Genomic DNA, 1,354 nt, shown 5'->3' with positions numbered 1-1,354 from the left:
TATTTTTTTTGACAGACAATGGCAGTAATCGGCGAATTAATCCGGAAAGCAATCGATTTTTATGGGTTTGTCAGTTCAGACCCGGACCCGCAGGAAGCCCAGCGGGCAGTGCTGTTACAGATGCTGAACAAAGCAAAATTAACAGCCTTTGGTAAAAAGTTCGGGTTTGCCGGTATCCTCGACAGCGACGATCCGGTCAACGCCTTTCAGGCGCAGGTGCCGGTGCATGATTATGATAAAATGCACGCCGACTGGTGGCATTATCTGCTCGAAGGCCATCAGAACGTGACGTGGCCCGGCGGCCAGGATTATTTTGCGCTGAGCAGCGGAACAACGAGCAACAGCAAAGCCATTCCGGTGACGGAAGACATGCTGGAAGCCATCCGGAAAGCAGGCATGCAGCAGGTCCTGAGTCTGAAAAATTTCGACTTACCCGGCGATGTTTTCCAGAAGCAGATTCTGATGCTGGGCAGCAGCACGTCGCTGATTCAGAAAGAAGACCATCAGGAAGGGGAGATCAGCGGGATCAGCGCTGCCAATATTCCGGCCTGGTTCCGGACATTTTACAAACCCGGCGCAGATATTGCCGCCATCGCTGACTGGGATGAAAAAGTAAAACGCATTGCCGAAGAAGCCCCGAAATGGGATATCGGTAGCCTGAGCGGTATTCCCTCCTGGGTCGAAATGATGCTGAAGGAGATTATCCGGTATAACCGTCTGGAAACCATTCACGACATCTGGCCCAATCTGCAGGTCTACACCACGGGCGGCGTGGCCTTTGAGCCTTACCAGCAAAGTTTTGAGAAACTGCTTGCCCGTCCGTTAACCTACATCGATACCTATCTTACGTCGGAGGGCTACCTGGCCACTCAGAAACGACCTGAAACCAACGCCATGGCGCTGATGGTCGATAACGGCATTTTCTTTGAGTTTGTCCCCTTCAATGACGACAACATGGATGAAGACGGCCGTGTACGCGAAGGAGCAACCGTACTGACCCTGGCCGGAGCGGAAGAAAACGAGAACTATGTGCTTCTGATTTCGACCGTTTCCGGAACATGGCGCTACATGATCGGCGATACCGTCATGATTACCGACAAGGAACGGGCGGAAATCCGGATTACCGGGCGGACCAAACATTTCCTGAATGTGGTAGGCGAACAGTTGTCGGTTTTCCACATGAATGAGGCGATGAAAAAAATGCAGGAGGCCTTTGCTGTCGATATTAAGGAGTTTGTGGTAGCGGCCGTTCAAAAGGATGGCGCGTACATCAACAAATGGTTTATCGGTACGGATCATGCTGTAGATGCGGCTGCGCTGATGGAGCAGCTGGATGCAGCCCTTTGTGCGGCTA

1 protein-coding gene is annotated in these 1,354 nt (G+C 52.1%); it reads left to right on the top strand.

The features are described 5' to 3' along the window. Positions 1–18: 18 nt before the first annotated feature. The coding region (locus BLX24_RS30425) for a GH3 family acyl-acid amido synthetase (RefSeq protein WP_071506913.1) at positions 19–1,354 on the top strand (1,336 nt) is incomplete at its 3' end.

Origin of the sequence: Arsenicibacter rosenii (assembly GCF_001870735.1) — a bacterium.
In the GTDB taxonomy this organism is placed as follows: domain Bacteria; phylum Bacteroidota; class Bacteroidia; order Cytophagales; family Spirosomataceae; genus Arsenicibacter; species Arsenicibacter rosenii.
The sequence above is the reverse complement of the archived record's forward strand: the minus strand, read 5'-3'. Positions and strand labels throughout refer to the sequence as shown.